General features: G+C 72.7%; 5 protein-coding genes and 1 pseudogene. 4 read left to right on the top strand and 2 right to left on the bottom strand.

All coding sequences use genetic code 11. The features are described from left to right. Positions 1 to 711, top strand: a 711-nt coding sequence (locus NQ160_RS17105) for an NAD-dependent epimerase/dehydratase family protein (protein WP_257516359.1), incomplete at its 5' end; no start/stop codon positions are given. Positions 712 to 744: 33 nt separating this feature from the next. Here the strand turns inward: NQ160_RS17105 and NQ160_RS17100 are convergent. After that, positions 745 to 1,710, bottom strand: coding sequence for a LacI family DNA-binding transcriptional regulator (locus NQ160_RS17100; protein WP_257516361.1), 966 nt, complete (start codon positions 1,708 to 1,710; stop codon positions 745 to 747). 234 nt (positions 1,711 to 1,944) lie between these two features. On the opposite strand from NQ160_RS17100, the gene galT reads away from it, so the two are divergent. The 3 genes from galT to NQ160_RS17085 all read left to right on the top strand — a co-directional run bounded on the left by galT (position 1,945) and on the right by NQ160_RS17085 (position 5,346). After that, on the top strand, positions 1,945 to 3,048 hold the full coding sequence (gene galT / locus NQ160_RS17095) for a galactose-1-phosphate uridylyltransferase (RefSeq protein ID WP_257516360.1): 1,104 nt from the start codon (positions 1,945 to 1,947) through the stop codon (positions 3,046 to 3,048). Then, a complete protein-coding gene (gene galK, locus NQ160_RS17090) occupies positions 3,045 to 4,244 on the top strand; it encodes a galactokinase (RefSeq protein WP_257516358.1) in 1,200 nt (399 codons plus the stop codon). Before galT ends, galK begins: the two co-directional genes overlap by 4 nt. 265 nt (positions 4,245 to 4,509) lie before the next feature. Further along, positions 4,510 to 5,346: an alpha/beta fold hydrolase gene (locus NQ160_RS17085; protein WP_257516357.1), complete on the top strand. Its 837-nt coding sequence runs from the start codon at positions 4,510 to 4,512 to the stop codon at positions 5,344 to 5,346. Between the two features lie 15 nt (positions 5,347 to 5,361). On the opposite strand, the pseudogene NQ160_RS17080 reads toward NQ160_RS17085, so the two are convergent. Continuing rightward, positions 5,362 to 5,710 (bottom strand): annotated as a pseudogene (locus NQ160_RS17080) (amino acid permease); the annotation flags it as partial.

Genomic DNA, 5,710 nt, shown 5'->3' with positions numbered 1-5,710 from the left:
TACGAGCAGAACGTCGAGGGCACCCGCGTGGTGCTGCAGGCGATGGCGGATGCCGGTGTCGACAAGCTCGTCTTCTCGTCGTCGGCCGCCGTCTACGGCACCCCCGACGTCGAGCTCGTGACCGAGGACCTCCCCAAGCGCCCGGCGTCGCCCTACGGCGAGTCGAAGCTGATCGGCGAGTGGCTGATCCGCGACCAGGCCGTCGCGACCGCCGAGGACGAGCGGCCGCTGCGGCACACCTCGCTGCGCTACTTCAACGTCGTCGGCTCCGGCGACCTCGCCGTGTACGACACCAGCCCGCACAACCTGTTCCCGCTGGTGTTCGAGGCGCTCATCGAGGGCCGCACCCCGCGCATCAACGGCGACGACTACGCCACCCCCGACGGCACCAACGTGCGCGATTACGTGCACGTCGCCGACATCGCCGCCGCCCACGTCGTGGCCGCCGAGCGCCTGGCCGCAGGCAAGCCGCTCGAGGCGGCGTACAACCTGGGGTCGCGCAACGGCCTGTCGGTGCGCCAGATCATGGATGCCATGGCCCGCGTCACCGGCATCGACTTCACGCCCGAGATCGCGCCGCGCCGCGCCGGAGATCCCGACCGCATCGTCGCCACCGGCGAGCTCGCGGCCCGCGACCTGCAGTGGGAGAACCGCTACTCGGTCGACGAGATGGTGCGCACCGGCTGGGAGGCCCGCCGCGGGGCGAGCTGAGCCCGGCGCCGCCCGGCGCCGCCCCGGCAGCGCCTACGCCGGCGGCGGCGCGGTGCTCGACCGCACCACCAGCGGCGCCGGCAGCAGCACGTGCCGCCGCTCGTCACCGTCGATCGCGGCGACGAGCGCAGCGAGCGCCTCGGCCCCGAGGGCGTCGAAGTCCTGGCGCACGGTGGTCAGCGGCGGCCGGTAGTTCGCGGCATCCGTCACGTCGTCGAATCCCACGACGCTGACATCCTCGGGCACGCGCCGCCCGGCCTCGCTGAGCGCCCGCAGCGCGCCGAGGGCCATCTGATCGTTCGCCGCGAACACCGCTGTCGCGGCGGCGGGAAGATCAGAGGCGAGAGCGAACCCGGATGCCGCAGTCCAGTCGCCCCGCACCGGCGAGGGCACCTCGATCCCGGCATCCACCAGCGCCGATCGCCATCCCCGCTCGCGCTCGGCGGCAGCGTACGACGCCTCGGGACCGGCGAGGTGCCAGACGGTCGTGTGCCCGAGGCCGAGCAGGTGATCGGTCGCCGCACGCGCACCGGCGGCGTGTTCGGTCTGCACGACGGCGAACCGGTCGTCGACGGGCGAGTCGACCACGACGAGCGCGAGGTCCGCCGGCGCGAGGGCGTCGCGCACGACCGCGGTCGCCTCGTTCAGCACGATGGCCCCGTCCACCCCCTGATCGCGCAGCCGCGCGAAGGCGTCGGCGATGCCGGATGCCTCATCCAGCGTCACGACCGCGACGGCGTAGCCCCGGCCCGTCGCGGCCTCGACGACGGCCTGCAGCATGCGGGAGTTGCCGACGGTCGCCAGGGTCGTCGCGACCAGTCCGATCGTGTGCGTGCGGCCGGTGCGCAAGGCCCGGGCGGCGCGGTGCGGGCGGTAGCCGAGCCGGGCCATCGCCTCTTCGACGCGCGCCCGGGTGGCGGGATCGACCCGCGGGCTGCCGTTGACCACCCGCGAGACGGTCTGCCCTGAGACGCCCGCGCGCGCGGCGACGTCGAGCATCGACACGCGCTTCGCGGCGGGGCTGGAACCGGCGCCCGTCGCCTGCGCGCGCTCGAACCGGTCCAGGTCCTTCATCGGGTCGCGAGCCATGCGCGTTCTCCTCATCCCACGATCGTGTTGACGATAACACAGGCACCGACGTACCATGTTGACGTGAACATTGCTGAGTTCGGCACGCCCGAAACCCCCGAACCGGTCACGCTGGGAGCCGGGGTGGTCAAGCGGACCACCCGCATGGCCGACGGCCGCGACCTCTTCTACTACGACGACCCCGACACCACGCTCGGCCCCGAGCGCGCCCTCGACGCGCGCGAGCTCGACCCGCGCCCGGCCACGGCCACGATGCGTCAGGACATCCTCACCGGCGACTGGATCTCCATCGCCGCCGCGCGGCAGAACCGCGCGTTCCTGCCGCCGGCCGAGCTCGACCCGCTATCGCCGCAGACCCCGACGAACCCGTCCGAGATCCCCTCGCGTTACGACGTCGCGGTGTTCGAGAACAAGTCGCCGTCGTTCGGTCCGGCCCTGGCCGAAGCCCACGGCGACGCACCCGCCGCGAGCGACCCGCCCCGCGGCATCGAGGACCTCGAGCACCTGGGCCTCGGCCGCACCCGCACCTCGGTGGGCCGCTGCGAGGTCGTCTGCTTCAGTCCGGAGCACTCCGGCTCGTTCGGCACCCAGTCCGTCACCCGCGCGCGCACGGTGATCGAGGCCTGGGCCGACCGCACCGCGGCCCTGTCGACGCTTCCCGGCATCGAGCAGGTGTTCCCGTTCGAGAACCGCGGCGAGGCGATCGGGGTCACCCTCCCCCACCCGCACGGCCAGATCTACGCCTACCCGTACATCACTCCGCGCACGACCCGGCTGCTCGACGCGATCGACCGCACCGCGCCCGACCTCTTCCAGCGCATCCTCGACTTCGAGCGCACCGGCCCCAGGGTCATCCTCGCCGGCGAGCACTGGACCGCCTTCGTGCCGTTCGCCGCGCGCTGGCCGCTCGAGGTGCACCTGCTGCCGCACCGGCACGTCGCCGACTTCGCCGGGACCACCGACGCCGAGCGCGACGAACTCGCACCGCTCTACCTGCGCCTGCTGCGCGGCATCGATGCCCTCTACGACTCCCCCACCCCCTACATCGCCGCCTGGCACCAGGCGCCGGTGCACCACGGACGCGACACCGTGCGGCTGAACCTGCAGCTCACGAGTCCCCGCCGCGCCGCCGACAAGCTCAAGTTCCTCGCCGGCAGCGAGGCTGCCATGGGCGCCTGGATCGGCGACGTTCCCCCAGAAACCGCCGCGGAGCGCCTGCGCGCCGCCGTCGAAGGAGTGTCCCTGTGACCATCCCCGCCACCCCCGAGACCGCCGCCGCCGCTCGCGACCTCTTCGCCACGCTCACCGGCCACGAGCCGATCGGCACCTGGTCGGCACCGGGACGTGTGAACCTCATCGGCGAGCACACCGACTACAACGACGGCTTCGTCTTCCCCTTCGCCACACCCCACCGCACGCACGTCGCGCTGGGGACGCGCACCGACGGCCGCATCCGCGTGGTCTCGACCTTCGACCCCGTGCCCGTGGAGGTGCCGCTCGCGGACCTCGACCTGCTCTTCCCGAGCGACGGCGCGCCGCGGGTGCCGGAGTGGTCGGCGTACCCGCTGGGCGTTGCGTGGGCGCTGCTGCACGCCGCCGGCCTCTCCCCCGACGCCGTGACGGGCGTCGACCTCGCCTTCGCCTCCGACGTGCCGGTCGGAGCCGGGCTGTCGTCGTCGGCGGCCATCGAGGGCGCTGCCGCGACGGCGCTGGCCGACACCTGGGGCGTGAGCGCCGACCGCGTCACCCTCGCCCAGGTCGGCCGCCGGGCCGAGAACGAGGCGGTGGGTGCTCCCACCGGCATCATGGACCAGATGGCGTCGATGCTCGGGCAGACGGATGCCGCGATCTTCCTGGACTGCCGCACGCTCGAGGCCCAGGTGGTGGACCTCGGCTTCGCCGCAGCGGGCCTGGAGCTGCTCGTCATCGACACGCACGTCAAGCACGCGCACGCCACCGGCGGCTACGGCGAGCGCCGCGCCTCGTGCGAGAAGGGCGCCGAGCTCATGGGCGCCTCGTCGCTGCGCGACGTGTCGGTCGACGACCTCGATCGCGCCCAGGAACTGATGGACGACGTCACCTTCCGCCGCGTCCGCCACGTCGTCACCGAGAACCAGCGCGTGCTCGACACCGTCGCCACCCTCCGCGCCGACGGCCCGCGCGCGATCGGCGATCTGCTCGACGCCTCGCACGCGTCGATGCGCGACGACTTCGAGATCTCGGTGCCCGAGCTCGACACCGCCGTCGAGGCGGCGGTGGCCGCCGGTGCGATCAGCGCCCGCATGACCGGCGGCGGCTTCGGCGGCTCCGCGATCGCGCTGGTGCAGCACGACCGGGTCGACGCCGTCTCGGATGCCGTCACGCGCGCGTTCGCCGACGCCGGCTTCGCCGCACCGCACCTGTTCACCGTCACCCCGTCGGCGGGCGCCGGTCGCGACGCCTGAGCCGCGGCATCCGCCCGCCGCCGCCGCCGCGCGCACCACGCACCACGCACCACAACAGGAGATCTCGCCACACCAGGACCTTCCACCCCGGATCGTCCTGTCCTGGTGAGATCTCCTGCCTGCGTGAGCGCGGACAGCGCCCCTCCCCTGTAGCGACCAGGGCGGCCCGCCGACGGCAGCTCCGCAAGGCCTGGCGCCCGGGGGCGGCGGAGCCCTAGCGTCGACGTGAGTCGAGGCATCCGCCCCCTCGGCGCGAGGAGAGACCATGGCCTACATCACCGTCGGGACCGAGAACTCGGCCGACATCGACCTGTACTACACCGACCAGGGAACCGGCCGTCCGGTCGTGCTGATCCACGGCTTCCCGCTCAACGGCGAATCCTGGGGCAAGCAGCAAGCCGCGCTGCTGGACGCCGGGTACCGTGTCATCGCGTATGACCGCCGCGGCTTCGGCGCCTCGAGCAAGGCGGGGTCCGGGTACGACTACGACACCTTCGCCGCCGACCTCAACGCCCTCATGGAGGAGCTGGAGCTGGAGGATGCCGCCCTCGTCGGCTTCTCGATGGGAAGCGGCGAAGTCGTGCGGTACCTCTCCCGCTACGGCTCCGGCCGGGTGTCGCAGGCCGCGCTGATGGGTCCGCTGCAGCCCTACCTCGCCGTCACGAAGGACAACCCTGACGGCGCCGCACCCGAAGAGTACTTCCGGGAGACCTCCGACGGCGTCCGGGCCGACCGGTACGCCTTCCTCACCGGCTTCTTCCACGACTTCTACAACCTCGACGAGCTGCTCGGCGAGCGCATCTCGCAGGAGGTCGTCGACGCGAGCGTGGCCGTGGCGAACCTCGCAGGCAACACCGCCATCATCGCCGCGCCCCTCGCATGGCCGACGGACTTCCGCGCCGACATCGCGGAGCTGAAGGTGCCGATGCTCGTCGTGCAGGGCACCGCCGACCGCATCCTGCCGATCGACGCCACCGGCCGCCGGCTGCGGGAGATGCTGCCCGATGCCACCTACGTCGAGCTCGACGGCGCGCCGCACGGCCTGCTGTGGACGCACAGCGCCGAGGTCAATGAGGCGTTGCTGGCGTTCCTGAATTCCTGAGGCGCGCGGGCGGGGTCATTCCTGGGCCGAGCCCGCGCCCGTCCGGCGGCGTCCCACGACCCGCGCGGCGAGGTACAGCACGGCGCCCACCGCCAGCAGGAGGATGCCGAACATCCACACCTGTGCGCTCTGCTGACTCAGCAGCAGCACGCACGAGGCGGCACCCAGCACCGGGACGAAGGACCACACCCGGAAGTGGTCGTGGTCGACCTTCTCCCGGCGCAGCACCAGCACGGCGATATTGGTGCTGAGGAAGACGAACAGCAGCAGCAGCACGACCGTCTCGGCGAGGGTGGCGAGGTCGCCGATGAGCGCGAGGACCATCGCGACCGCGGTCGTGGCGACGATGGCGACCCACGGCGTG

The organism is Microbacterium sp. zg.Y909 (assembly GCF_024626565.1).
This window is presented reverse-complemented; position numbering and strand designations above follow the sequence as displayed.